This is a genomic window from Pseudomonas gessardii (assembly GCF_001983165.1).
In the GTDB taxonomy this organism is placed as follows: domain Bacteria; phylum Pseudomonadota; class Gammaproteobacteria; order Pseudomonadales; family Pseudomonadaceae; genus Aquipseudomonas; species Aquipseudomonas gessardii.
The window spans coordinates 126,856-150,427 of the sequence record NZ_MNPU01000009.1 but is presented as its reverse complement, the minus strand read 5'-3'; the positions used below and the strand labels follow the sequence as shown (position 1 = coordinate 150,427).

At 61.4% G+C, this 23,572-nt stretch carries 20 protein-coding genes; 7 read left to right on the top strand and 13 right to left on the bottom strand.

Annotated elements, in window-relative coordinates; translation table 11 throughout:
- Nucleotides 1–159: 159 nt before the first annotated feature.
- The 3 genes from betA to betI all read right to left on the bottom strand — a co-directional run bounded on the left by betA (nt 160) and on the right by betI (nt 4,153).
- On the bottom strand, nt 160–1,860 hold the full coding sequence (gene betA, locus BLL38_RS09465; RefSeq protein WP_076962330.1) for a choline dehydrogenase: 1,701 nt from the start codon (nt 1,858–1,860) through the stop codon (nt 160–162).
- A gap of 132 nt (nt 1,861–1,992) precedes the next feature.
- On the bottom strand, nt 1,993–3,465 hold the full coding sequence (gene betB, locus BLL38_RS09460) for a betaine-aldehyde dehydrogenase (protein ID WP_076962321.1): 1,473 nt from the start codon (nt 3,463–3,465) through the stop codon (nt 1,993–1,995).
- 94 nt (nt 3,466–3,559) lie between these two features.
- The gene (gene betI, locus BLL38_RS09455) at nt 3,560–4,153 is read right to left on the bottom strand and encodes a transcriptional regulator BetI (RefSeq protein WP_032858683.1); all 594 of its coding nucleotides are present in this window, start codon (nt 4,151–4,153) and stop codon (nt 3,560–3,562) included.
- A 378-nt stretch (nt 4,154–4,531) separates the two neighbouring features.
- Here betI and BLL38_RS09450 point away from each other — a divergent pair, with 378 nt between their 5' ends.
- Entirely contained in the window at nt 4,532–6,469 is a 1,938-nt protein-coding gene (locus tag BLL38_RS09450) for a BCCT family transporter (RefSeq protein WP_236309905.1), read from the top strand.
- A gap of 119 nt (nt 6,470–6,588) precedes the next feature.
- On the opposite strand, the gene choV is transcribed toward BLL38_RS09450, so the two are convergent.
- The 3 genes from choV to BLL38_RS09435 all read right to left on the bottom strand — a co-directional run bounded on the left by choV (nt 6,589) and on the right by BLL38_RS09435 (nt 9,624).
- Entirely contained in the window at nt 6,589–7,767 is a 1,179-nt protein-coding gene (choV, locus tag BLL38_RS09445) for a choline ABC transporter ATP-binding protein (RefSeq protein WP_076962319.1), read from the bottom strand.
- Nucleotides 7,764–8,609 (bottom strand): choline ABC transporter permease subunit, encoded by an 846-nt coding sequence (choW, locus tag BLL38_RS09440; protein ID WP_076962318.1) that lies wholly within the window; start codon nt 8,607–8,609, stop codon nt 7,764–7,766. The genes choV and choW overlap by 4 nt, the downstream gene beginning before the upstream one ends.
- A gap of 67 nt (nt 8,610–8,676) precedes the next feature.
- Nucleotides 8,677–9,624 carry a choline ABC transporter substrate-binding protein gene (locus tag BLL38_RS09435; RefSeq protein ID WP_076962317.1) on the bottom strand — a complete coding sequence of 316 codons (948 nt, stop codon included), beginning with the start codon at nt 9,622–9,624 and terminating at the stop codon, nt 8,677–8,679.
- Between the two features lie 427 nt (nt 9,625–10,051).
- On the opposite strand from BLL38_RS09435, the gene BLL38_RS09430 reads away from it, so the two are divergent.
- Nucleotides 10,052–11,428, top strand: coding sequence for an L-serine ammonia-lyase (locus tag BLL38_RS09430; RefSeq protein ID WP_076962316.1), 1,377 nt, complete (start codon nt 10,052–10,054; stop codon nt 11,426–11,428).
- Nucleotides 11,429–11,912: 484 nt separating this feature from the next.
- Nucleotides 11,913–13,016: a choline metabolism transcriptional regulator GbdR gene (gbdR, locus tag BLL38_RS09425; protein ID WP_076962315.1), complete on the top strand. Its 1,104-nt coding sequence runs from the start codon at nt 11,913–11,915 to the stop codon at nt 13,014–13,016.
- Between the two features lie 254 nt (nt 13,017–13,270).
- On the opposite strand, the gene BLL38_RS09420 is transcribed toward gbdR, so the two are convergent.
- The 5 genes from BLL38_RS09420 to BLL38_RS09400 all read right to left on the bottom strand — a co-directional run bounded on the left by BLL38_RS09420 (nt 13,271) and on the right by BLL38_RS09400 (nt 17,385).
- Nucleotides 13,271–13,534, bottom strand: a complete 264-nt coding sequence (locus BLL38_RS09420) for a hypothetical protein (RefSeq protein WP_076962314.1) — start codon at nt 13,532–13,534, stop codon at nt 13,271–13,273.
- A gap of 247 nt (nt 13,535–13,781) precedes the next feature.
- A complete protein-coding gene (locus BLL38_RS09415; protein WP_076962313.1) occupies nt 13,782–14,255 on the bottom strand; it encodes a thioesterase family protein in 474 nt (157 codons plus the stop codon).
- Between the two features lie 117 nt (nt 14,256–14,372).
- The gene (locus tag BLL38_RS09410; protein ID WP_076962312.1) at nt 14,373–15,338 is read right to left on the bottom strand and encodes an L-carnitine dehydrogenase; all 966 of its coding nucleotides are present in this window, start codon (nt 15,336–15,338) and stop codon (nt 14,373–14,375) included.
- 142 nt (nt 15,339–15,480) lie between these two features.
- Nucleotides 15,481–16,368 carry a 3-dehydrocarnitine:acetyl-CoA trimethylamine transferase CdhC gene (cdhC, locus tag BLL38_RS09405; protein ID WP_076962311.1) on the bottom strand — a complete coding sequence of 296 codons (888 nt, stop codon included), beginning with the start codon at nt 16,366–16,368 and terminating at the stop codon, nt 15,481–15,483.
- A gap of 78 nt (nt 16,369–16,446) precedes the next feature.
- On the bottom strand, nt 16,447–17,385 hold the full coding sequence (locus BLL38_RS09400) for a choline ABC transporter substrate-binding protein (protein ID WP_076962310.1): 939 nt from the start codon (nt 17,383–17,385) through the stop codon (nt 16,447–16,449).
- 193 nt (nt 17,386–17,578) lie between these two features.
- On the opposite strand from BLL38_RS09400, the gene BLL38_RS09395 reads away from it, so the two are divergent.
- Nucleotides 17,579–18,523 carry a GlxA family transcriptional regulator gene (locus BLL38_RS09395; protein ID WP_076962309.1) on the top strand — a complete coding sequence of 315 codons (945 nt, stop codon included), beginning with the start codon at nt 17,579–17,581 and terminating at the stop codon, nt 18,521–18,523.
- A gap of 162 nt (nt 18,524–18,685) precedes the next feature.
- Here the strand turns inward: BLL38_RS09395 and BLL38_RS09390 are convergent, their stop codons facing one another.
- Together BLL38_RS09390 and BLL38_RS09385 are read right to left on the bottom strand one after the other, a co-directional pair.
- Complete coding sequence (locus tag BLL38_RS09390) at nt 18,686–19,093, bottom strand: DUF3010 family protein (RefSeq protein WP_076962308.1); 408 nt, start codon at nt 19,091–19,093, stop codon at nt 18,686–18,688.
- Nucleotides 19,094–19,135: 42 nt separating this feature from the next.
- Complete coding sequence (locus BLL38_RS09385; protein ID WP_076962307.1) at nt 19,136–19,537, bottom strand: lysozyme inhibitor LprI family protein; 402 nt, start codon at nt 19,535–19,537, stop codon at nt 19,136–19,138.
- A 220-nt stretch (nt 19,538–19,757) separates the two neighbouring features.
- Here BLL38_RS09385 and BLL38_RS09375 point away from each other — a divergent pair, with 220 nt between their 5' ends.
- From BLL38_RS09375 to dgcA, 3 genes are all read left to right on the top strand, one after another.
- Nucleotides 19,758–20,735 (top strand): dipeptidase, encoded by a 978-nt coding sequence (locus BLL38_RS09375; RefSeq protein WP_032858660.1) that lies wholly within the window; start codon nt 19,758–19,760, stop codon nt 20,733–20,735.
- A gap of 69 nt (nt 20,736–20,804) precedes the next feature.
- Entirely contained in the window at nt 20,805–21,335 is a 531-nt protein-coding gene (locus BLL38_RS09370) for a 4-vinyl reductase (protein ID WP_076962305.1), read from the top strand.
- Between the two features lie 15 nt (nt 21,336–21,350).
- Nucleotides 21,351–23,411, top strand: a complete 2,061-nt coding sequence (gene dgcA, locus BLL38_RS09365; RefSeq protein WP_076962304.1) for a dimethylglycine demethylation protein DgcA — start codon at nt 21,351–21,353, stop codon at nt 23,409–23,411.
- Nucleotides 23,412–23,572 lie beyond the last annotated feature (161 nt).

Here is a 23,572-nt window from a genome sequence, read left to right as displayed (position 1 = left end):
GGTGGGATCAAGGGCGGGGCGGTGTAGGAAGAGTCTGGGAAGATGTGTGTTGGCTGGTCGGGCCTTATCGGGAGCAAGCCCCGTCCCACATTTTGCTGTGTGAATACATTCAAATGTGGGAGCTGGCTTGCCTGCGATAGGAGCGCCGCGGTGTAACGGTTACTGCGCGGTAGGACCCACTTCACGCAACGGCTTGCCACGCACCGGCGCATCGCCAGCCACGTAGTAGTCCGCGGTGCTGCGCGGCAACTGGCGGCCACGCATCTTGTCGGCGATTTTCTCGGCGATCATGATGGTGGGCGCGTTCAGGTTGCCGGTGGTGATGATCGGCATGATCGACGCATCGACCACCCGCAGGCCCTGCATGCCATGCACGCGGCCTTCGCCATCGACCACCGCCATTTCGTCGGTGCCCATCTTGCACGAGCAGGACGGGTGGAACGCGGTTTCGGCGTGCTCGCGGATGAACTTGTCCAGTTGCTCGTCGGTTTGCACCTCGATGCCCGGGCTGATCTCGCGGCCACGGTAGGGGTCCAGTGCCGGCTGCTGCATGATTTCACGGGTCAGGCGGATGCCATCGCGAAATTCCTGCCAGTCCTGCTCGGTGGCCATGTAGTTGAAGAGGATGCTCGGGTAGTCCCGTGGGTTCTTCGACTTCAGCTGGATGCGGCCACGGCTCGGCGAGCGCATGGAGCCCATGTGCGCCTGGAAACCGTGCTCTTTTACACCGTTGCTGCCGTTGTAGTTAATCGCGACCGGCAGGAAGTGATACTGGATGTTCGGCCACTCGAACTCTTCACGGGTACGGATAAAACCGCCCGCCTCGAACTGGTTGCTGGCGCCGATGCCGGTGCCGTTGAACAGCCATTCGGCACCAATGGCCGGCTGGTTGTACCAGAGCAGCGACGGGTACAGCGAGACCGGCTGGGTGCAGGCGTATTGCAGGTACAGTTCCAGGTGGTCCTGCAGGTTTTCACCGACGCCCGGCAGGTCGTGGACCACCGGGATGTCGAGGCTTTCCAGGAGTTTGGCCGGGCCCACACCGGAACGTTGCAGCAGTTGCGGCGAACCAATGGCGCCGCTGCAGACGATGACTTCCTTGCGAGCACGGGCTTCAACGCGCTCTTCGGCAGCGCCGATCAGGTAACGCACGCCGACTGCGCGCTTGCCTTCAAACAGCACTTTGTCGCTGAGGGCATGGGTGACGATGGTCAGCGTGGAGCGCTGTTTGGCGGTGTCCAGGTAGCCACGGGCGGTACTGGCGCGACGGCCTTTGGGCGTCACAGTACGGTCCATCGGGCCGAAGCCTTCCTGCTGGTAGCCGTTCAAGTCTTCGGTGCGTGGGTAACCGGCCTGCACGCCGGCTTCAACCATGGCGTGGAACAGCGGGTTATTCCCGGCTTTAGGCGTGGTCACACTGACCGGGCCGTCGCCACCGTGGTAGTCGTTGGGGCCGATGTCGCGGGTTTCGGCCTTGCGGAAATACGGCAGGCAGTCGAGGTAGCTCCAGTTTTCCAGGCCTGGCAGTTTCGACCAGTTGTCATAGTCCATGGCGTTGCCACGGATGTAGCACATGCCGTTGATCAGCGACGAGCCGCCCAGGCCCTTGCCGCGCCCACATTCCATGCGGCGGCCGTCCATATGTGGCTCTGGATCGGTTTCGTAGGCCCAGTTGTAGCGGCGGCCTTGCAGCGGGAACGCCAGGGCGGCTGGCATCTGGGTACGGAAATCGAAACGGTAGTCCGGGCCGCCGGCTTCCAGCAGCAAAACGGTGACGCCTTCGTCTTCGGTCAGACGGGTCGCCAGGGTGTTACCGGCGGAGCCGGCACCCACAATGATGTAGTCGTATTCTTGGGACATAAATGCACCCTCTTTGGAGTTGGTCAGGTCGGGGCCCATCGCGGGCAAGCCCGCTCCCACAGGGGAACGCATTCCAATGTGGGAGCTGGCTTGCCTGCGATGGCGGCCCCGCAGGCAATACAGAACCCGGGTTTAGAACACCGAGGCGTAGTCGCCCAGCTCAACCTGTACCGATTTGATGCGGGTGAAGTTGTTCAGCGAACTGATGCCGTTTTCACGGCCCACACCCGACTGCTTGTAGCCGCCCACTGGCATCTTGGCGTCGGACTCGCCCCAGGCGTTGATCCAGCAGATACCCGCTTCGAGCTGGTGAATCACGCGGTGGGCGCGGTTCAGATCCTTGGTGACCAGGCCCGCGGCCAGGCCGAAGTCGGTGTCGTTGGCGCGACGGATCACTTCTTCTTCAGTCTCGTAGGTGAGGATGCTCATCACCGGGCCAAAGATTTCTTCACGCACGATGGTCATTTCGTCGGTGCAGTCAGTGAACACCGTCGGTGCCACGAACGCGCCCTTGGCGAAGTCGCCAGTGGTCAGGCGGTCGCCGCCACACAGCAGGCGTGCGCCTTCTTCCTTGCCCTTGGCGATGTAGCCGAGCACGCTTTCCATGTGGGCGAAGCTGACCAGTGGGCCGAAGTTGGTGTTTTCGTCTTCTGGGTTGCCGACGCGGATGCGCGCAACACGCTCGACGATCTTGGCTTCAAAGGCGGCCTGCAAGTGCTTTGGAATAAACACACGGGTGCCGTTGGTGCAGACCTGGCCGGAGCTGTAGAAGTTGGCCATCATCGCGGTGTCGGCGGCGCGATCCAGGTCGGCGTCGTCGAAAATGATCAGCGGGGACTTGCCGCCCAGTTCCATGGTCACGTCTTTGAGCGAGGAGCTCGAAGCGCTGGCCATGACCTTCTTGCCGGTGTCGGTGCCGCCGGTGAAGGAGATTTTCTCGATGCGTGGGTGCTCGGTCAGCCAGGTGCCGACTTCACGACCGCTGCCGGTCAGGACGTTGAACACACCATCCGGTACGCCGGCTTCGGTGTAGATCTCGGCCAGTTTCAGGGTGGTCAGCGACGTCACTTCACTTGGCTTGAAGATCATGGCGTTGCCGGCAGCCAGGGCTGGAGCGGACTTCCACAGGGCGATCTGGATCGGGTAGTTCCACGCGCCGATACCGGCGACCACACCCAGCGGCTCGCGGCGGGTGTAGACGAACGAGGTGGTGCGCAGCGGAATCTGCTCGCCTTCGATGGCGGGCACCAGGCCGGCGTAGTATTCCAGCACGTCGGCACCGGTGACGATGTCGACGTACTTGGTTTCGGAGAAGGATTTACCGGTGTCCAGGGTTTCCAGGGCGGCCAGTTCATCGTTGCGCTCGCGCAGGATTTCCACGGCGCGACGCAGGATGCGCGAACGCTCCATGGCGGTCATCGCGGCCCAGATTTTCTGGCCTTTTTCGGCGCTGACCACGGCACGCTCAACGTCTTCAAAAGTAGCGCGTTGCACATTGGCGAGAACTTCACCGTTAGCCGGGTTGATGGCCTCGAAGGTGGCATCGCTGCCAGCGTCGCTGTAGCGGCCGTCAATGTAGAGTTTTTGCAGGTCGAAACGGGCCATAAAGTCCTCGCAAGTGCATAAGTGGTTGGCGTTAACCACTGAAGGGGCGTAGCCCGCTCAGTAGCCGTTCAGGGGTTGAGCGTTTATGTGTGCTCTAACTCACCTGCTTGGCCAATTGGAAATCCATGTATTCGTAAGCGATCCGTTGCGCCTGCTCCGTGTCGAAAGCGTCTCCCGACAGGGCGCCGCGCAACCACAAGCCGTCGATCAGGGCCGCCAGGCCTCGGGCTGCGCTGCGTGCATCTTCCAGCGGCAGCACACGGCGGAACTGGCAGCACAGGTTGGAATACAGGCGGTGATCGTTGATCCGCTGCAACCTGTGCAAAGACGGGTGGTGCATGCTGGTGGCCCAGAAGGCCAGCCAGGTTTTCATTGCCGGGCCATTGACCTGGCTGGCGTCGAAGTTGCCGCCGATAATCACTTGAAGGTGGGCCCGTGGGCTGTCTTCCTTCAAGGCCTGCCGGCGTTCATGGACGTTCTCGATCAGCACATTCATCAGGTACCGCATCGTGGCGGCGATCAGGCCATTCTTGTCCTGAAAGTAGTGACTGATGATGCCGTTCGAGACACCGGCCAGACGGGCGATCAGCGCAATGCTGGCATCCCCCATCCCGACCTGATCGATGGCCGTCAATGTGGCTTCGATCAACTGCTGGCGGCGTATGGGTTGCATACCGACCTTGGGCATGTAGCACCTCTCCTTAGGCCTGCCGACGGGCGTAAACGCTCGTCGGCTTGAGGGCCAGTCTATTTTGTTTTGATTGAACGTTCAATCAACAAAGAATAAGATCTGCGGCAAATGGTCGCTGCCTACAGGTATTTCCTACATGGCGGCAGGCACATCTGACATCCATAAAAACCCTTGAAACAGCCCATGACAGCGCGTCGCTGGGGTGCGGGGATTTTCGGGATGTCTTTATAACACCCGTCCGTCGACTGCCGAAAAATCGATGGCGCGGGTCAAGCGCTGCCTTGTGTCCCCTCTCGCACTGCCCGGAGCCTCTGTGCCATGAGTTCTGCCTCTCTTATAAAGACCCCACCGGAAAAGGTGCGGGTCAACGGTTGGGTGTTCTACACCTCCACCGCGCTGATCCTGCTGTTGACCGCCATTCTGATCATCGCCCCGCAAGAGGCCGGCAGAATGCTGGGAGTCGCCCAGACCTGGCTCTCGAAAAGCTTTGGCTGGTACTACATGGTGGTCATCGCCGCCTACCTGGTATTCGTGGTGGGGCTGGCGTTTTCGTCCTACGGCAAATTGAAGCTGGGCAGCAAGGCCGATACCCCGGACTTCAGCTACGGCGCCTGGGCCGGCATGTTGTTTTCCTCGGGCATCGGCATCTCGTTGCTGTACTTCGGCGCGTCCGAACCGCTGGACCACTACTTCAACCCGCCTGAAGGCGCCGCCGCTACCCAGATGGCCGCGCGCCAGGCGTTGCAGCTGACCTTCCTGCACTGGGGCCTGCATGGCTGGGCGATCTATGCGCTGGTCGGCCTGGCCGTGGCGTACTTCGCCTACCGGCATAACCAGCCGCTGGCCCTGCGCTCGGCCCTGTACCCGCTGATGGGCGAGCGTTGGGTCAAAGGCGCGGCCGGTCACGCGGTGGACGGCTTCGGCATGTTCGTGACCCTGCTGGGCCTGGTGACGAACCTGGGGATTGGTTCGATGCAAGTGTCGTCCGGGCTGGAAAACCTGTTCGGCATGGAGCACAGCAACACCAACCTGCTGATTGTGATCATCGTGATGAGCACCGTGGCGACCATCGCCGCTGTGTCGGGCGTGGAGAACGGCATTCGCCGCCTGTCCAACCTCAACATCGTGCTGTTCAGCGGCCTGCTGATTTTCGTGCTGCTGTTTGGCCCGACCTTGCACCTGCTCAACGGCTTTGTGCAGAACATCGGCGACTACATGAACGGCCTGGTACTCAAGACCTTCGACCTGTACGTGTACGAAGGCGATGGCGAGAAGTCCGAGCGCTGGATGGGCCTGTGGACCCTGTTCTACTGGGCCTGGTGGATTTCCTGGGCGCCATTTGTGGGCATGTTTATCGCGCGTATTTCCCGGGGCCGTACCGTGCGTGAACTGGTAGCGGGCGTGCTGCTGATCCCGTTGGGCTTTACCCTGGCGTGGCTGTCGATCTTCGGTAATTCGGCCCTGGACCTGGTGCTCAACCATGGCGCCGTGGAGCTGGGCAAGACCGCGCTGGAGCAGCCCTCCATGGCGATCTACCAGTTGCTGGAGTACTACCCGGCGTCGAAAGTGGTGATCGGCGTGTCGATCTTTGTCGGCTTTGTGCTGTTTTTGACGCCGGCGGATTCCGGCGCGGTGATGATGGCCAACCTGTCGTGCAAAGGTGGCAATGTGGATGAAGATGCGCCGCACTGGCTGCGGATCTTCTGGTCGGCGGTGATCACCCTGGTGACCATCGGCTTGCTGTTTGCCGGCAACTTTGAGGCGATGCAGACCATGGTGGTACTGGCGGGCCTGCCGTTCTCGGTGGTGCTGATCTTCTTTATGTTCGGTTTGCACAAGGCCATGCGCCAGGATGTGGCCATCGAACAGGAGCAGGCGCAATTGGCCGAACGTGGCCGTCGCGGTTTCAGCGAGCGCCTGAGCGCCCAGGACCTGCAACCGAGCCAGGCCGTGGTACAGCGCTTTATGGACAAGAAAGTCACCCCGGCGCTGGAAGAAGCGGCCGTGGCATTGCGCGCCCAAGGGCTGGATGTGCAGACGCTGCTGGGTAAATCCAAGCGCTGCATTGGCGTGCGGATCGAGATGGAAGGCAACCCGTTTGTCTACGAGGTAAGCCTGGATGGCTACCTGGCGGCGCCGAGCGAGTCGATCGAGGCCGAGGAGGAGCGTGCGCGCTACTACCGCGCTGAGGTCTACCTGCACAACGGCGGTCAGGAATATGACCTGATGGGCTTCACCCAGGAGCAGATCACCCGGGATGTGCTCGATCAGTTTGAAAGCCATCGGCAGCTCCTTGGCCGTGTCTATAGCTGACAGTGAATGATCGTTCCCACGCTCCGCGTGGGAACGCCTCCTGTGACGCTCCGCGTCACGCTTTGGGACGCAGAGCGTCCAGGGCTGCATTCCCACGCAGAGCGTGGGAACGATCAGTCTTAGCCCAGGTTCTTGCCCAGCAGGGCGTGGTACAGCTCGCTGTCCCCCAGAATCCCCACCACCTTGTTGTTGTCGTGCAGCACCAGCTTGTTGCCGGTCTGGTAGCGAATCTGCAATGCATCGCGCATGCCGATATTGGAGTCCACCAAGGTCGGCAGCCGCCCCAGGCCTTCCACGGCTTGCCCCGGTGCCCAGTTCTGCAGGTTCATCGCCACGCCATTTTGCCGCGCGCCCTGGATGGTGTTGCCTTCGGCCAGATCCAGCCACGAGTCGCCGCCCGGGTCCAGGCACACCGAGCCGTTGACCCGCTTGCAGTTGTCCAGGGTGCGCATCAGGCTGCGGCCGCACAACACGTTCAGCGGGTTGGTATGGGCGACGAAGGTGCGCACATAGTCATCCGCCGGGTTCAGCACAATTTCTTCCGGCACGCTGTACTGGATGATCTTGCCGTCCTTCATGATCGCGATACGGCTACCGAGCTTGAGCGCTTCATCCAGGTCGTGGCTGACGAACACAATGGTCTTGCTCAGCTTGCGTTGCAGCTCCAGCAACTCATCCTGCAGGCCTTGGCGGATCAGGGGGTCGAGGGCGGAGAAGGGTTCATCCATCAGCAGGATATCGGCGTCCATCGCCAGGGCGCGGGCCAGGCCGACACGCTGTTGCATGCCGCCCGAGAGCTCGTCGGGCTTCTTGTTGCGCCATTGGGTCAGGCCCACCAGCTCCAGCTTCTCGTCTACCAGCTTGCGCCGTTCCTTTTCGGGGCGGCCCTGCATCTCCAGGCCAAAGCTGATGTTTTCCCGCACCGTCAGCCAGGGCATCAGGGCGAACTTCTGGAACACCATGGCGATGCGCTGGGTGCGCATCATTTTCAACTCTGCCGGGGTGCACGAAGCAATGTCGATTTGCCGACCTTCATGCTCGACAAACAACTGGCCACGGCTCACGGTGTTAAGCCCATTGATACAGCGCAACAGGCTCGACTTGCCGGAGCCGGACAGGCCCATCAGCACGCAGATCTCGCCTTTCTCGATATCCAGGCTGGCCTTTTCCACACCGACGATCTGCCCGGTCTTTTTCAGGATTTCGTTGCGGTGCATGCCCTCGTCCAGCAGCTTGAGGGCTTCGCGTGGGTCTTTGGAGAAGATCACATCGACATTGTCGAATCGGATAATGCTCATGCATCACCCCCTACTTTGGCGTCGGGTTGTTTGCAAATGCGGTCGAGCATGATGGCCAGCAGCACAATCGCCAGGCCGGCTTCAAAGCCCAGGGCGATGTCAGCGGTGTTCAGCGCGTTGACCACGGGTTTGCCCAGGCCATCGGCGCCCACCAGGGCCGCGATCACCACCATCGACAACGACAGCATGATGCATTGGGTAATGCCGGCAGCGATGCTCGGCATGGCGTGGGGCAGTTCGATGCGCGAGAGCAGTTGGCGGCGCGAGCAGCCAAAGGCCTTGCCGGCATCCATCAACTCTTGCGGTACATCGCGGATGCCCAGGTAGGTCAGGCGGATCGGCGCGGCAATCGCGAACACCACCGTGGAGATCAGGCCGGGCACCACACCCAGCCCGAAGAGGGTCAGGGTCGGGATCAGGTAGACGAAGGTCGGCACGGTCTGCATCAGATCGAGCACCGGCCGCATCATGGTGTAGAACATCGGTTTGTGCGCGGCAACAATGCCCAGCGGCACACCGATCACCACGCAGACCAGGGTGGCGAACAGCACCTGCGCCAGGGTCTCCATGGTTTCTTGCCAGTACCCCAGGTTGAGGATCAGCAGGAAGGAGGCAATCACAAAAACAGTCAGCCCCCATTTACGTTGAATGAAGTGAGCAAGCAGCGCAATCAGACCGATCAATGCCAGCGGATTGAACCAGGTCAGCGCAAACGTCACGCCATGGATCATCGTTTCCAGTGTCGATGCGATCGCGTCGAAATAATCGGCGCCATTCTGCGTCAACCATTCGACGAAGGCAGCGATGTACTGGCCTAGGGGGATTTTCTGTTCAGTCAGCATGGTAGTGAATGTCCACATGCGAAGAGGGAAAACATCCCGGGCCGGCACGCCGGCCCAGGGTCAGCGGTTACTTGTCGAGGTAGGCTTTCACGGCGGCAAGTCCTGGTTGGCCATCAACGGTGGTGACCCCGGCGAGCCAGGTGTCGAGCACTTGCGGGTTCTTCTTCAGCCAGGCCTTGGCGGCGGCGTCGGGCTTCATCTTGTCGTCGAGGACGTTGCCCATCAGGGTGCTTTCCATGTCCAGGGTGAACGACAGGTTTTTCAGCAGTTGGCCGACGTTGCTGCATTCCTGCACGTAGCCCTTGCGGGTGTTGGTGTAGATGGTGGCCTGGCCGTAGTTGGGGCCGAATGAAGTGTCCCCGCCGGTCAGGTACTTGAGTTTGAAACGGGTGTTCATCGGGTGCGGCTCCCAGCCGAGGAACACAATGGCCTGGTCCCGTTTGGTGGCACGTTCCACTTGCGAGAGCATCCCGGCTTCGCTGGACTCGACCACCTTGAAACCGGCGTCCTTCAAGCCGAACTGATTCTTGTCGATCACGCTCTGGATCGTACGGTTGCCGTCGTTGCCCGGCTCGATGCCATAGATCTTGCCGCCCAGCTCCTTCTTGAACTTGGCGATATCGGCGAAGTCTTTCAAACCCTTGTCGTACAGCGCTTGTGGCACTGCCAGGGTGTACTTGGCGTTTTCCAGGTTGGCGCGCACGGTTTCCACGGTGCCGGCATCACGGTACTGCTTGATGTCGTTTTCCATGGTCGGCATCCAGTTGCCGAGGAAGATATCCATGTTCTTGCCATCGGCCAGGGACTTGTAGGTCACAGGTACGGAAATCATCGTGGTGCGGGGCTTGTAGCCCAGGCCCTTGAGGACTTCGCTGGTGGCGGCGGTGGTGACGGTGATATCGGTCCAGCCGACATCGGAGAAGTTGACGGTGCTGCATTGCTCAGGCTCTGCAGCGTGGGCCGCAAGGGGAAGACTCAGCATGGCTGCCAACAACAACGGGGGGGAACCTTTCATGGGTTTGGACTCCTGGTGTTTTTCCGGCGGTGCTTGACCGCGCTTATAAGTGTTGCAGTTGGGGCGTGCGAGTGACGCGCAACCTCGGTGCCTTGCAAACGAGTCGAGACTGATCATGTACCAGTGAAAATCTGACGCCTACAGGGTGGGTCGTATCCAGTACAGGGATGGTCGTATCCAGTGTCGGTGACGTCGCATACAGGTTTTTCCACAGGCAAAACTGCACTTTTTCTCGATCTGCACCGCAAAAAACGGCGATTACGCCCCATTGCACGGGGACGACGCTGGTGAGCATGGGTATGTCGGTGTCAGACGCCGGACGGCGCAACGAAAGCTTGATGATGCCGCCATCTGGGCGACTTGAGCGTAGCAGCTCCGCCACCAGGCGTTATTGCGCCTGGCCTGTGCTATCGAGGAGTTTCGCACAATGGCTATCAGCGTTTTCGACCTGTTCAAGATTGGCATCGGGCCGTCCAGTTCCCACACCGTCGGGCCCATGCGCGCCGCGGCGTTGTTCGTCCAGGGCTTGCGTGAACGTGCTCTTTTGGAACAGGTGCGGCGCGTCGAAGTTCAGCTGTATGGCTCGTTATCGGCCACTGGCATCGGGCATGGCAGCGACAACGCGGTGATCATGGGGCTGATGGGCGAGTGGCCGGACGCGATTGATCCGTCGCAGATCGGCCGGCGTATCGAGACCCTGCGCCAGACGCAGACACTGCTGCTGGACAACCGTGTGCCGGTGCCCTTTGTGTGGTCGCGGGACATGCGCCTGATCGACGAAAACCTGGCGTTCCATCCCAATGCCATGACCCTGGTGGTGTATGGCGCCCAGGCCGAGTTGCACCGCGATACCTACTATTCGGTGGGCGGCGGTTTTGTGGTGGATGAAGCCCAGGCGCGCAGCGGCGTGGCCGATCTGGATCGCACCGAGCTGCCTTATGATTTTTCCAGCGCGGTGGAGTTGTTGCAGTTGTGCAAGCGCCACAACCTGCGCGTCGCCGACCTGATGCTGGCCAATGAAAAGGTGTGGCGCACCGAGGAAGAAATCCGCAGCGGCCTGATGACACTCTGGCGCGCCATGCAGGACTGTGTCGAGCAGGGCCTCAAGCACGAAGGCATCCTGCCCGGCGGCCTGAACGTGCGCCGCCGCGCCGCCAAGTTGCACCGCAGCCTGCAGGAGTTGGGCAAGCCCAATGTGATCGGCTCGACCTTGAGCGCCATGGAGTGGGTCAACCTGTTCGCCCTGGCCGTCAACGAAGAAAACGCCGCCGGCGGGCGTATGGTCACCGCCCCGACCAATGGTGCGGCGGGGATCATCCCGGCGGTGCTGCATTACTTTATGAAGTTCAGTGAGGTGGTCACCGAGGCCAATGTGGTGGACTACTTCCTGGGCGCGGCGGCCATCGGCATCTTGTGCAAGAAGAATGCTTCGATCTCCGGTGCCGAAGTCGGTTGCCAGGGCGAAGTCGGCTCGGCCTGCGCCATGGCGGCGGCGGGGCTGGCAGAGATTCTTGGCGCGACCCCGGAGCAAGTGTGCAACGCCGCCGAAATCGGCCTGGAACACAACCTGGGCCTGACCTGCGACCCGGTGGGCGGCCTGGTGCAAGTGCCGTGCATCGAGCGTAATGCGATTGCGGCGGTCAAGGCGATCAATGCGGCGCAGATGGCGTTGCGTGGCGACGGCCAACACTTTATCTCCCTGGACCGGGTGATCCGCACCATGCGCGATACCGGGGCGGACATGCATGACAAGTACAAGGAGACCTCGCGGGGTGGGTTGGCGGTGAGTGCTGTCGAGTGCTGAGACCGCATCGCAGGCAAGCTCCCACATTTGAAGGTATTCGCAGCTCAAAATGTGGGAGCTGGCTTGCCTGCGATAGCTATGGGGCAAACACCACTGCGCATAAAGTGAACACCCCAACCAAAATCGCCACCTTTTAGCGCGTCGCAAACAGATAAGTAGCCCCCAAACGATCTCCCTCCCGACCCCCCGTCGCCCGTGCGTGCGGTGACACCCGTTTCCTACGCCCTGAAAGCGCCTTCCCACAAGTGCTACCGATCTGCTCACGGACCTTGAGCGTAGGCTTTTTCCGAGGCATATCCTCACGCCGGGCGCGGGCTTATATAGACACCTCAACAGGTCGTTTTCAGGAGTTATTGAATACCTATTCAACTTTAGGCATGGCATTTGCTCTGTCAATTCAAAGCCTCTCTCCTGATGGATGAAGAGTGCAATAACAAGAGCCTCGCCTGAGGCCATCCACTGCTTTGTGTGAGGAGATACCGCGATGACGTCGTTCAACTCCGGGGCCCAGCCCCAGAACCGTGCGCCTCAATCCATCGGCTTTTTGCTGCTGGACAATTTCACGCTGATTTCCCTGGCGTCCGCAGTCGAACCGCTGCGCATGGCCAACCAGTTGTCCGGCCGCGAGCTGTATCGCTGGAGCACCTTGAGCGTTGACGGCAACCAGGTCTGGGCCAGCGATGGCCTGCAAATCACTCCCGATTGCTCCATGCACAAAGCCCCGGCCCTGGACACCGTGATTGTCTGCGGTGGCGTGGGTATCCAGCGCACCGTGACCCGCGAACATGTGTCGTGGCTGCAAAGCCAGGCGCGCCAGTCCCGCCGCCTTGGCGCGGTGTGCACCGGCAGTTGGGCCCTGGCCTGCGCCGGCCTGCTCGACGGGTTTGATTGCAGCGTGCACTGGGAATGCCTGGCGTCGATGCAGGAAGCCTTCCCACGGGTGTCGATGAGCACGCGCCTGTTCACCCTCGACCGCAACCGCTTCACCAGTTCCGGTGGCACCGCGCCGTTGGACATGATGCTGCACCTGATCAGCCGCGACCACGGCCGTGAATTGTCGGCGGCGATTTCCGAGATGTTCGTGTACGAACGTATCCGCAACGAGCAGGACCACCAGCGCGTGCCACTCAAGCATATGCTCGGCACCAACCAGCCGAAGCTGCAGGAAATCGTCGCGTTGATGGAGGCCAACCTGGAGGAGCCGATCGACCTCGACGAACTGGCGGTCTACGTCGCCGTCTCGCGGCGCCAGCTGGAGCGGCTGTTCCAGAAATACCTGCACTGTTCGCCGTCGCGCTATTACCTCAAGCTGCGCCTGATTCGCGCCCGGCAGTTGCTCAAGCAGACGCCGATGTCGATCATCGAAGTGGCCTCGGTGTGCGGGTTTGTGTCCACGCCACACTTCTCCAAGTGCTACCGCGAATACTTCGGCATCCCGCCACGGGATGAGCGCGTAGGCTCCAACACCACCCAGCAAGTGGCGATGCTGCCGATTCCGCAGGCGCTGGTGTTGTCACCGTTGGCGGGGCCGCTGTCGGCGTTGAGCCAGGCGCGTAATGAGTCGACGTTTGCCAGCGTAAGGCTGTAGACCGAGGCGCCTGCATCGCAGGCAAGCCAGCTCCCACATTTGCAATGCATTCCCCTGTGGGAGCGGGCTTGCCCTAATGCCAGTCAGTTAAGCCTTTTTGTAGGAGCGAGCTTGCTCGCGAAGAACTTGAGAGCGCCGCGTTTACCTAGCAAACACGCGTTATCGTTGACGTCCTTCGCGAGCAAGCTCGCTCCTACAGAAAGCAGAATCCGCTTAACTGACTGGCATTAGGGCTTGCCCGCGATAGCGATCTATCAGGCCCCGGAATTCTGTTTGAACTGCATCAGGGCCGGCAACAACTGCTTATCAATCGCCTGGCGCACCGCCGGCAGAATCGTCGCGCTGCTGGTGTACATCTGTTCAACCATGCCCTTGAGCGCCTTGGCCCGCGCTTCACTCAACCCGCGCACCGCGCATTCACAGGCCTGTTCGGCGGTGGCGTCGCTGGCTACTTCAAAACCCAGGGAGCGCAGCTGGCTCAGCAGGTCATCCTGATCAATCAAATCCGCGTGCATCATGATGTTCATCCTGGCTAGGGGAGACTTCGATCAACCTCGATTCTGGTGGGCCGTCAGCGGGTCGGCAAGGCCTGAGTGGCACAATGGCTGGAACGACTATGAACAGGTCGTTTTCGGGCCAGTTGTCGAAGGTGGTTGCGGGCACACTTAGGTTCAAGCAGGCAGATTGAAGGTTTGGTCACCCTCGGCCCGCACGCTCGCACAAAGCACTCTGCCCCGATCCTGTCACGGCTTGATCGGGGCTTTTTTATTGGGCGGGCAGGCCGATGACGCGACCGAGCAACGCGGGCCTGGGCAAGTCGGACTGCCCGGCACTGATTGCCGCCAAACGCTGGGCAACCCCTTCGCTGAACGGTGTCGAGTGTGGCCCGGCGAGATCGACATGCAGCAGCATCTGTTCATTGCCCGCCAGCTCCCGTGCTGCGCCGACCAGATGCAGGCTGTGATACAGATGCAGGCGTTTGCTGTCATGGGCGATCAACTGGGTGTGCACCTCGACCTCGGCGCCCAGCTTCACTTCGTGTAGGTAATTGAGGTGCAGTTCCAGGGTGAACAGCGAATGGCCGCTGGCCTCGCGGTTATCGCTGTCCAGGCCCAGGGTGTCCATCAGCGCATCGGTGGCGTAGCTGAAGATCAGCAGGTAGAACGCATCGCGCAGGTGGCCGTTGTAATCGACCCAGTCGGGGAGGATGTGGGTGGTGTAGGTGGTCAGCGTCGGCACTTCATAAACTCCATATCTGTACTCGGTCAACTGTGGGAGCTGGCTTGCCTGCGATGGCGGTGTTGGATTCACCACCGCCATCGCAGGCAAGCCAGCTCCCACAGAAATCAACAGCTGTTATTCGGCGAAGCTCATGCCGTGTTTTTCCTTGGTGGTCTTCACCGCTTCCAGCACCGCCAGCAGGCAATCATCACGATAGCGCTCCAGCGCCGCAATGCTATGGCTGCCCAACTGCTCACGGGTGCCATCGACCACATCATCAATCAGCTTGTCCGTCAGTTCCGGTGCCGGCAGATACGTCCACGGCAGTTGCAACGCCGGGCCGAACTGCGCCATGAAATGCCGCATCCCGGCGTCGCCGCCGGCCAGGGTATAAGTGAGGAAGGTGCCCATGAACGACCAGCGCAACCCGGCGCCAAAGCGGATCGCATCGTCGATCTCGCCGGTGGTGGCCACACCGTCGTTGACCAGGTGCAGTGCCTCGCGCCACAGCGCCTCAAGCAAGCGGTCGGCGATAAAACCGGGGACTTCCTTGCGCACATGCAGCGGGCGCATGCCCAGGGCTTGATACACCTTGATCGCCGCCTGGATCGCTTCGGGCGCGGTGTGTTTACCGCCGACCACTTCCACCAGCGGCAGCAGGTACACCGGGTTGAACGGGTGGCCGACCACGCAGCGTTCCGGGTGTGTAGAGCCTTCATAAAACTCACTGGGCAATAGCCCCGACGTGCTGGAGCCGATCAAGGCATCGGGCTTGGCCGCCGCGCTGATCTTGCTGTGCAGTTCCAGCTTCAGCTCCAGGCGTTCGGGGGCGCTTTCCTGGATGAAATCGGCGTCTTGCACGCATTCTTCGATGGTCGCGACAAACCGCAGACGGTCCTGGGAGGCGCCCGGTGCCAGGCCCTGCTTTTCCAGGGCGGCCCAGGCATTGGCGACACGCTTGCGCAGGGCCGCTTCGGCGCCGGGCGCCGGGTCCCAGGCCACCACATCCAGGCCATGGGCGAGGGCGCGGGACACCCAGCCGCTGCCGATAACACCGCTGCCCAGGGCGGCGAAGGTTTTGATTTCGGTGATAAAGCTCATTTCGGTAATTTCCAGTGCTAAAGAGGTTCATTGTGGGAGCTGGCTTGCCTGCGATAGCGGTGTGCCAGTTGATGCATTTGGCACTGACACACCGCTATCGCAGGCAAGCCAGCTCCCACATTTTTTGATCCGGTTTCGACAGTTAGCTACGTTTGGTCAGGCCCATTTTTACTCGGCCTTCAGCCGGGCTCAGAACCCGCGCCCCCAGGCGGCTGAGGATTTCCCCGGCACGCTCCACCAGTTGCCCATTGGTCGCCAGCACGCCCTTGTCCAACCACAAGTTGTCTTCCAACCCAACCCGCACGTTGCCGCCCAGCAGCACTGCCTGCGCCGCCATCGGCATCTGCATGCGGCCGATGCCAAAGCCGGCCCACACCGCGTCGGCGGGTAAGTTATCGACCATGGCTTTCATGGTGGTGGTGTCGGCCGGCGCGCCCCAGGGGATGCCCAGGCACAGCTGGAACAACGGGTTGTCGAGCAGGCCTTCCTTGATCATTTGCTTGGCGAACCACAAGTGGCCGGTATCGAAAATCTCCAGCTCGGCCTTCACCCCCAACTCTTGGATGCGCTTGGCACCCGCCCGCAACTGGGCCGGGGTGGACACATAAATGGTGTCGCCATCGCCGAAGTTCAGGGTGCCGCAGTCCAGGGTGCAGATTTCCGGCAGCAGTTCTTCGACGTGGGCCAGGCGGGTCAACGGGCCGACCAGGTCGGTGTTGGGGCCGAACGCCATGGGATTCTCGCCGCCGCCGATTTCCAGGTCGCCGCCCATGCCGGCGGTGAGGTTGACGATGATGTCGATATCCGCCTCGCGGATGCGCTCCATCACTTCGCGGTACAGCGCCACATCGCGGCTGAACTTGCCGGTGTGCGGGTCACGCACATGGCAATGCACCACAGTGGCACCGGCTTTGGCCGCTTCTACTGCTGCCGCGGCGATTTGCTTGGGGGTGACCGGCACGTGCGGGCTTCTGGCGGTCGTGTCGCCAGCACCGGTGAGTGCGCAGGTGATGATGACGTCGTGGTTCATGGGACGGGTTCCTTACAGGCAGGCGTAGTGATGCCGTTCGCAGCCGGTATCAGCTGCGAAGCGGTGCTTTGAAAGAGGTTATTTGCGGCTCAGTTGCAGGTTTTCCGCCGCCGGCTTGCCATCGAAGGTGGTCACACCTTCCAGCCAGCGCTGCTGATCCTGGGGGTGATCCTTGAGCCATTGCCGGGCGGATTCGAGCGCGTCCTTGTGCTCGAGCAGCGGTTGCATCATCCGGCTCTCGTCGGCGGCGGTGAAGGTCAGGTTGGTCAGCAACCTGTGCACATTCGGGCATTGCTCGGCGTAGGTCGGCGTGGTGACGGTCCAGACCGTGGCCATGCCTTCGTTGGGGCCCAGGGCGTCCTCGCTGCCGGACAGGTAAGTCATCTGCACATTGACGTTCATCGGGTGCGGCGCCCAGCCGAAGAACACCACGGCCTCCTTGCGGCGCACGGCGCGGTCCACGGCGGCGAGCATGCCGGCCTCGCTGGACTCCACCAGTTGGAATTTGCCCAGGCCGAACTGGTTCTTGGCGATCATCGCCTTGATCTGGATATTGGCCCCTGAACCGGGCTCGATCCCGTAGATCTTGCCGCCCAGCTCTTTCTGGAACCTGGCGATGTCGGCGAAGGTTTTCAGGCCCTTGTCGGCGAGGTAGGTCGGCACCGCGAGCGTGGCGCGGGCATCTTTGAGGCTGGGTGAGTCGAGGACTTTTACCTGCCCGGCGTCGACGAACGGGGTGATGGTCTGGGTCATCAACGGGTTCCAGTAGCCAAGGAACAGGTCCAGGCGCTGGTCGCGAATGCCGGAAAAGATGATTTGCTGGGATGCGCTGGTTTGCTTGGTGCTGTAGCCGAGGCCGTCGAGCAGCACCTGGGTCATGGCGCTGGTGGCGATCACGTCGGTCCAGTTCACCACGCCCATGCGCACGTTCTTGCAGGAGGCGGCATCGGCGGCCCAGGCGCTGGTGCTCAACATGGCGCTGAGTGCGAGCACACAGCGGCTGATCAGTCGGTTCATGATGGATCCCTCGGCAGGTCGTTATTGTGGGTTCCGGCGTCTTTGTGCGCCGTGCCGCCAAGTTACCCAGCTTGCTGCCCGGCAAAACGCACGGCGGCGACCCACTTTTGCACTGGTGCGACCTGCGCCCTTGAATGGGCGCTGGAACTGGCGTATCACAGGGGCCACGCTGCCCGTCCCGCGAGTGCGCACCATGTCCCAGGATTTCTACTTTCTGTTGATGCCGGGGTTCTCGGCCATCGGCTTTATCTCGGCCATCGAACCGTTGCGCGTGGCCAACCGTTTTCGCGGCGAGCTGTATCGCTGGCACGTGCTGAGCGCCGATGGCGGCGCGGTGCTGGCGAGCAATGGCATGTCGGTCAATGCCGACGCCGGGCTGGAGCCCCTGAAAAAAGACGCGACCTTGTTGGTAGTGGCCGGTTTTGAGCCGCTGGAGTGTGCGACGCCGGCCCTGGAGCACTGGCTGCGCCGCCTCGACCATGACGGTGTGACCCTTGGCGGCATCGACACGGGCAGCTTCGTCCTGGCCCAGGCCGGCCTGCTCGACGGCTACCGCCTGACCCTGCACTGGGAAGCCATCGATGCCTTCAAGGAGTCCTATCCCGCTCTGACGGTGACCCAGGAACTGTTCGAGATCGACCGCCGGCGCATCACTTGCGCCGGTGGCACCGCGTCCATCGACCTGATGCTCGACCTGATCAGCCAGGCCCACGGCCCGGAACTGGCGATCCAGGTGTCCGAACAGTTCGTACTGGGCCGCATCCGCCCGCGCAAGGATCACCAGCGCATGCAGATTGCCACGCGCTACGGCATCAACAACCAGAAGCTGGTGCAGGTGATTGGCGAGATGGAGCAACACACCGAGCCGCCCCTGAACACCCTGGCGCTGGCGCAGATGATCAAGGTCACACGGCGCCAGTTGGAGCGCCTGTTCCGCCTGCATCTGAATGACACCCCAAGCAACTTCTACCTCGGCCTGCGCCTGGAAAAAGCCCGGCAGCTATTGCGCCAGAGCGGCATGAGCGTGCTGGAAGTGAGTATCGCGTGTGGGTTTGAGTCGCCGTCGTACTTTACCCGCAGCTACCGGGCGCGATTTGCCAAGTGCCCACGGGAGGATCGGCGGCGGGAGGTGGTGTAAGTCTATTGGGCATACGCCGACCCCATGTGGGAGCTGGCTTGTGTGGGAGCTGGCTTGCCTGCGATGCAAGCACCGAGGTGTGTCAGTCACACCGCAGTGATGCTATCGCAGGCAAGCCAGCTCCCACACAAGCCAACTCCCACATTGGATTTGTGGTGGGGCTTACTTTTTTACCAAGGCCGAACATGCCGCCTTGAAGGCTTCATGCTGATACTTGTTCAGCGTCGCCGGCAACGCAAAGTCATGCTTCTTGTTCTGCGCATTGATGGTCTGCGGCGACAGCAGCGTCACTTCAACACCATCGAGCAACTGCAGCACCCCTTCAATCTTGAACGTGGTCGGGCCACCGGCGAATTCGCCTTTTTTGCTGCGTTTTTTGATTGCAATGCGGGTGATGCCGTTGTCGCGTACAAACGCCGCCACTTGGCTGGCGAAGGCTTTGACGTTGGCCGCCTCGTCATCGTCCTCGAGGGCGATTTTCTTGGTGGCCAGGGCGATGTGGGTCAGGTCCGGGGCGGCAACGGCGATGATGGCTTCGCTGCCTTTGATTTCGATGCCGCAGAGCGTCATGGGGTGGCCTTGGTTCAGAGGAAAGAAGGGCGCGATTGTCGCTTATTCCTGGCCAATCGACTCCAAAAACTCCGACCGCTCATCACTCATCCGCGCCAGGCAGTCATTTTGCGCAATGGCGTAGGCCTTGGTGCCGGTGACTGCCGGGAAGGTGTCCACCGCGCAATCGGCATCCCGCAGTTTTTCCCACTTCTGCTGGGCATCCTTCAGACGAGCGGTGATGTCCGCCAGCTGCGCCTTGTTGCTGGCGTAGGTAGAACCCATGCGTTCCAGCAGGCCCTGGTAGTTATCCTTGAGCAGCTGTTCGGCGGTGGTTTTGTTGTAGGCGGCGCATTCGATGGTCTGTTTGTCGTTTTCGATGCCATCACACGGGGTGCTGTCGGTGTCTTCGGCCGCGTGGACGCCGGTGGCGAGGAGTGCCAAAGCCAGGAAAATCGGTTTCATTGCGCCTTCTCATATCAGTGGATGGGTCGAATTCTGGCTCAAGCGTAGGCCAAAGAACAGATGCAGAACAGACACGTCCGTGCACCCTTTGTCGTGGATTGACGCTTTCGGCAATTCCCCTGTCGTTTTTGCACCCGGCTCCGTCAGCCCCTGGGCATATGCTGGCCCCAAAGCGCCGGCAGACGATTCGGCGCATGAATCGCCAATAAGGGGACGCCTGATGAGCCCAGCCGAACTGCACGCCGACAGCATCGTTATCGACGGGCTGATCATTGCCAAGTGGAACCGCGACCTGTTCGAGGACATGCGCAAGGGTGGCCTGACCGCCGCCAACTGCACGGTGTCGGTGTGGGAAGGCTTCCAGGCCACCATCAATAACATCGTGGCCAGCCAGACCCTGATCCGCGAGAACAGCGACCTGGTGATCCCGGTGAAGACCACCGCCGATATCCGCCGCGCCAAGGAGCAAGGCAAGACCGGCATCATCTTCGGCTTCCAGAATGCCCATGCCTTTGAGGACCAGCTTGGCTATGTGGAGATCTTCAAGCAGCTCGGCGTCGGTGTGGTGCAGATGTGCTACAACACCCAGAACCTGGTGGGCACTGGCTGCTACGAGCGCGATGGCGGCCTGTCGGGCTTCGGGCGCGAGATCGTCGGTGAGATGAACCGTGTCGGCATTATGTGCGACCTGTCCCACGTCGGCTCCAAGACCAGCGAAGAAGTCATCCTCGAATCGAAGAAACCGGTGTGCTACTCCCACTGCCTGCCGTCGGGCCTGAAAGAACACCCGCGCAACAAATCCGATGCCGAACTCAAGTTCATTGCCGACCACGGCGGTTTTGTCGGCGTGACCATGTTTGCGCCGTTCCTGGCCAAGGGCATCGACTCGACCATCGATGACTACGCCGAAGCCATCGAATACACCATGAACATCGTTGGCGAAGACGCCATTGGCATCGGCACCGACTTCACCCAGGGCCATGGCCAGGATTTCTTTGAAATGCTGACCCATGACAAGGGCTATGCCCGCCGCCTGACCAGCTTCGGCAAGATCATCAACCCGCTGGGCATCCGCACCGTGGGCGAGTTCCCCAACCTGACCGAGACCCTGCTCAAGCGCGGCCACAGCGAGCGCGTGGTGCGCAAGATCATGGGCGAGAACTGGGTCAACGTCCTCAAGGACGTCTGGGGCGAATAAGCCCTGCTTTCTTTCCCGCTGCCATCCGTGTGGCGGGCACTAAACCGAATTTTCTGGAGTTGAGTTTCCATGGCCAAGATCGCCCCGCAATTGCCTATCGAAGTCGACAGCGAAACCGGTGTCTGGACTTCCGACGCCCTGCCGATGCTGTACGTGCCGCGTCATTTCTTCGTCAACAACCACATGGGCATCGAAGAGGTGCTGGGCGCTGATGCCTACGCCGAAATCCTCTACAAGGCCGGCTACAAATCCGCCTGGCACTGGTGTGAAAAAGAAGCCGAATGCCACGGCCTGGAAGGCGTCGCGGTGTTCGAGCACTACATGAAACGCCTGTCGCAACGCGGCTGGGGCCTGTTCAAGATCCAGGACATCGACCTCGACCAAGGCACCGCCAGCGTCAAGCTCGAACACTCGGCCTTTGTCTATGTGTACGGCAAGGTCGGGCGCAAAGTGGACTACATGTTCACCGGCTGGTTTGCCGGCGCCATGGACCAGATTCTGCAAGCGCGCGGCAGCAACATCCGCACCGTCGCCGAACAAGTCTACGGAGGCTCCGAAGAGGGCCACGACGACGGTCTGTTCATCGTCAAGCCGTTGTAAGCCGAGGACCGTGCCATGGCTTTTGAAGCAATGTTTGCGCCGATCCAGATCGGCAAACTGACCATCCGTAACCGCGTGCTCAGTACTGCCCACGCCGAGGTCTATGCCACCGACGGCGGGATGACCACCGAGCGCTACATCAGGTATTACGAAGAGAAAGCCAAGGGCGGCATTGGCCTGGCGATCTGTGGCGGCTCCTCGGTGGTGGCGATCGACAGCCCGCAGGAGTGGTGGAGTTCGGTGAACCTGTCCACCGACCGCATCATCCCGCACTTCCAGAACCTGGCCGATGCCATGCACAAGCATGGCGCCAAGATCATGATCCAGATTACCCATATGGGCCGCCGCTCCCGCTGGGACGGCTTTAACTGGCCGACGTTGATGTCGCCCTCCGGCGTGCGTGAGCCGGTGCACCGTGCCACCTGCAAGACCATCGAGCCGGAAGAAATCTGGCGGGTGATCGGCAACTACGCCAGCGCCGCCGCCCGGGCCAAGGCTGGTGGCCTGGATGGCGTGGAACTGTCGGCGGTGCACCAGCACATGATCGACCAGTTCTGGAGCCCACGGGTCAACAAGCGTACCGACGAATGGGGCGGCAGCTTCGAGGGGCGGATGAAATTCGGCCTGGAAGTACTCAAGGCCGTACGCGCCGAAGTCGGCCCGGATTTTTGCGTGGGCATCCGCCTGTGCGGCGACGAGTTCCACCCCGATGGCCTGTCCCACGAGGACATGAAGCAGATCGCCAAATACTACGACGACACCGGCATGCTCGACTTTATCGGCGTGGTCGGCTCGGGGTGCGACACCCACAACACCCTGGCCAACGTGATCCCCAACATGAGTTTCCCACCGGAGCCGTTCCTGCACCTGGCCGCCGGGATCAAGGAAGTGGTCAAGGTCCCGGTGCTGCACGCGCAGAACATCAAGGACCCGAACCAGGCCACACGCATCCTCGAAGGCGGCTACGTGGACATGGTCGGCATGACCCGCGCACACATGGCCGACCCGCACCTGATCGCCAAGATCAAGATGGGCCAGATCGACCAGATCAAGCAGTGCGTCGGCGCCAACTATTGCATCGACCGCCAGTACCAGGGCCTGGACGTGCTGTGTATCCAGAACGCGGCAACCTCCCGTGAATACATGGGCGTGCCGCACATCATCGAGAAATCCACCGGGCCCAAGCGCAAAGTGGTGGTGGTCGGTGCCGGCCCGGCCGGGATGGAAGCGGCGCGGGTGGCTGCCGAGCGCGGCCACGACGTGACCCTGTTGGAGAAAAAAGACTTTATCGGCGGGCAAATCACCACCGCCTCCAAGGCACCGCAGCGCGACCAGATCGCCGGTATCACCCGTTGGTTCCAGCTGGAACTGGCGCGGCTGAATGTCGACCTGCGCCTGGGCGTGGCGGCGGATGCCGCGACCATCCTCGATTTGCGCCCCGATGTGGTGGTGCTGGCGGTGGGCGGGCATCCGTTTATCGAGCAGAACGAACACTGGGGCGCGGCCGAAGGCCTGGTGGTCAGCAGCTGGGACGTGCTCGACGGCAAGGTGGCACCGGGCAAGAACGTGCTGGTGTACGACACCATCTGCGAATTCACCGGTATGTCGGTGGCCGACTTTTTGGCCGACAAGGGCTGCCAGGTGGAGATCGTCACTGATGACATCAAGCCGGGCGTGGCCATCGGCGGGACGTCATTCCCGACCTACTACCGCAGCATGTACCCCAAGGAAGTGATCATGACCGGCGACATGATGCTGGAGAAGGTCTACCGCGAGGGCGACAAGCTGATCGCGGTGCTGGAGAACGAATACACCGGCGCCAAGGAAGAGCGGGTGGTGGACCAGGTGGTGGTGGAAAACGGCGTGCGTCCGGATGAAGAAATCTACTACGCCCTCAAGCAAGGGGCGCGCAACAAGGGGCAGATGGACGTCGAGGCGCTGTTCGCGATCAAGCCGCAACCGTGCCTGAGCGAGCCGGGGGAAGGGTACTTGCTGTTCCGCATCGGTGACTGTGTGGCCCAGCGCAATACCCACGCTGCGATCTACGACGCCCTGCGCTTGTGCAAGGATTTCTGACCCAACACCGAACCAATGTGGACTCGGTCAAAAATGTGGGAGCTGCTTTATGTGGGAGCCGGGCTTGCCCGCGATGCAGGCAACTCGGTCTTGAGTGAGACCTGGGTGAGGCCATCGCAGGCAAGCCAGCTCCCACATTGAGCCGGGTCCCACGCGAGACT

Excerpts from the sequence above, each read along its gene's own strand:
- betI (WP_032858683.1), bottom strand. The coding sequence starts at position 4,153 with ATGCCCAAGGTCGGTATGCAACCCATACGCCGCCAGCAGTTGATCGAA.
- BLL38_RS09420 (WP_076962314.1), bottom strand. The coding sequence starts at position 13,534 with ATGATGCACGCGGATTTGATTGATCAGGATGACCTGCTGAGCCAGCTG.
- BLL38_RS09435 (WP_076962317.1), bottom strand. The coding sequence starts at position 9,624 with ATGAAAGGTTCCCCCCCGTTGTTGTTGGCAGCCATGCTGAGTCTTCCC.
- betA (WP_076962330.1), bottom strand. The coding sequence starts at position 1,860 with ATGTCCCAAGAATACGACTACATCATTGTGGGTGCCGGCTCCGCCGGT.
- BLL38_RS09410 (WP_076962312.1), bottom strand. The coding sequence starts at position 15,338 with ATGAGCTTTATCACCGAAATCAAAACCTTCGCCGCCCTGGGCAGCGGT.
- BLL38_RS09385 (WP_076962307.1), bottom strand. The coding sequence starts at position 19,537 with ATGAAACCGATTTTCCTGGCTTTGGCACTCCTCGCCACCGGCGTCCAC.
- BLL38_RS09430 (WP_076962316.1), top strand. The coding sequence starts at position 10,052 with ATGGCTATCAGCGTTTTCGACCTGTTCAAGATTGGCATCGGGCCGTCC.
- choV (WP_076962319.1), bottom strand. The coding sequence starts at position 7,767 with ATGAGCATTATCCGATTCGACAATGTCGATGTGATCTTCTCCAAAGAC.
- choW (WP_076962318.1), bottom strand. The coding sequence starts at position 8,609 with ATGCTGACTGAACAGAAAATCCCCCTAGGCCAGTACATCGCTGCCTTC.
- cdhC (WP_076962311.1), bottom strand. The coding sequence starts at position 16,368 with ATGAACCACGACGTCATCATCACCTGCGCACTCACCGGTGCTGGCGAC.
- dgcA (WP_076962304.1), top strand. The coding sequence starts at position 21,351 with ATGGCTTTTGAAGCAATGTTTGCGCCGATCCAGATCGGCAAACTGACC.
- BLL38_RS09400 (WP_076962310.1), bottom strand. The coding sequence starts at position 17,385 with ATGAACCGACTGATCAGCCGCTGTGTGCTCGCACTCAGCGCCATGTTG.
- BLL38_RS09390 (WP_076962308.1), bottom strand. The coding sequence starts at position 19,093 with ATGACGCTCTGCGGCATCGAAATCAAAGGCAGCGAAGCCATCATCGCC.
- gbdR (WP_076962315.1), top strand. The coding sequence starts at position 11,913 with ATGACGTCGTTCAACTCCGGGGCCCAGCCCCAGAACCGTGCGCCTCAA.
- BLL38_RS09375 (WP_032858660.1), top strand. The coding sequence starts at position 19,758 with ATGAGCCCAGCCGAACTGCACGCCGACAGCATCGTTATCGACGGGCTG.
- BLL38_RS09370 (WP_076962305.1), top strand. The coding sequence starts at position 20,805 with ATGGCCAAGATCGCCCCGCAATTGCCTATCGAAGTCGACAGCGAAACC.
- betB (WP_076962321.1), bottom strand. The coding sequence starts at position 3,465 with ATGGCCCGTTTCGACCTGCAAAAACTCTACATTGACGGCCGCTACAGC.
- BLL38_RS09395 (WP_076962309.1), top strand. The coding sequence starts at position 17,579 with ATGTCCCAGGATTTCTACTTTCTGTTGATGCCGGGGTTCTCGGCCATC.